This is a genomic window from Halomonas sp. BM-2019 (genome assembly GCF_017584085.1).
Window position 1 is genome coordinate 2,567,600 of the sequence record NZ_CP071922.1, and the last position, 309, is coordinate 2,567,908.

At 69.6% G+C, this 309-nt stretch carries 1 protein-coding gene; it reads right to left on the minus strand.

Annotated features, from left to right (window positions below; genetic code table 11):
* Positions 1–309: TRAP transporter large permease subunit (locus J5F18_RS12820; protein WP_346299002.1), on the minus strand; the 309-nt coding region annotated here is incomplete at both ends.

Consider the following 309-nt stretch of genomic DNA (forward strand, 5'->3'; position numbering starts at 1 on the left):
GCGGATCACCTCGATATAGGGCACGCCGACGAACTCGGCGATGATGAAGGCCGCCGCCCCCATCACCGGCGGCATCAGCTGGCCATTGGTGGAGACCGCCACCTCGCAGGCCCCGGCCTTGTGCGGGGGATAGCCGGTGCGCTTCATCAACGGGATGGTGAAGGTGCCGGTAGTGACCACGTTGGCCAGCGACGAGCCGGAGACCATGCCGGTCATGCCCGAGGCCACCACCGCCGCCTTGGCCGGGCCGCCGCGCAGGTGGCCGAGGACGGAGTTGGCCACGTCGATGAAGTACTTGCCGGCCCCGGC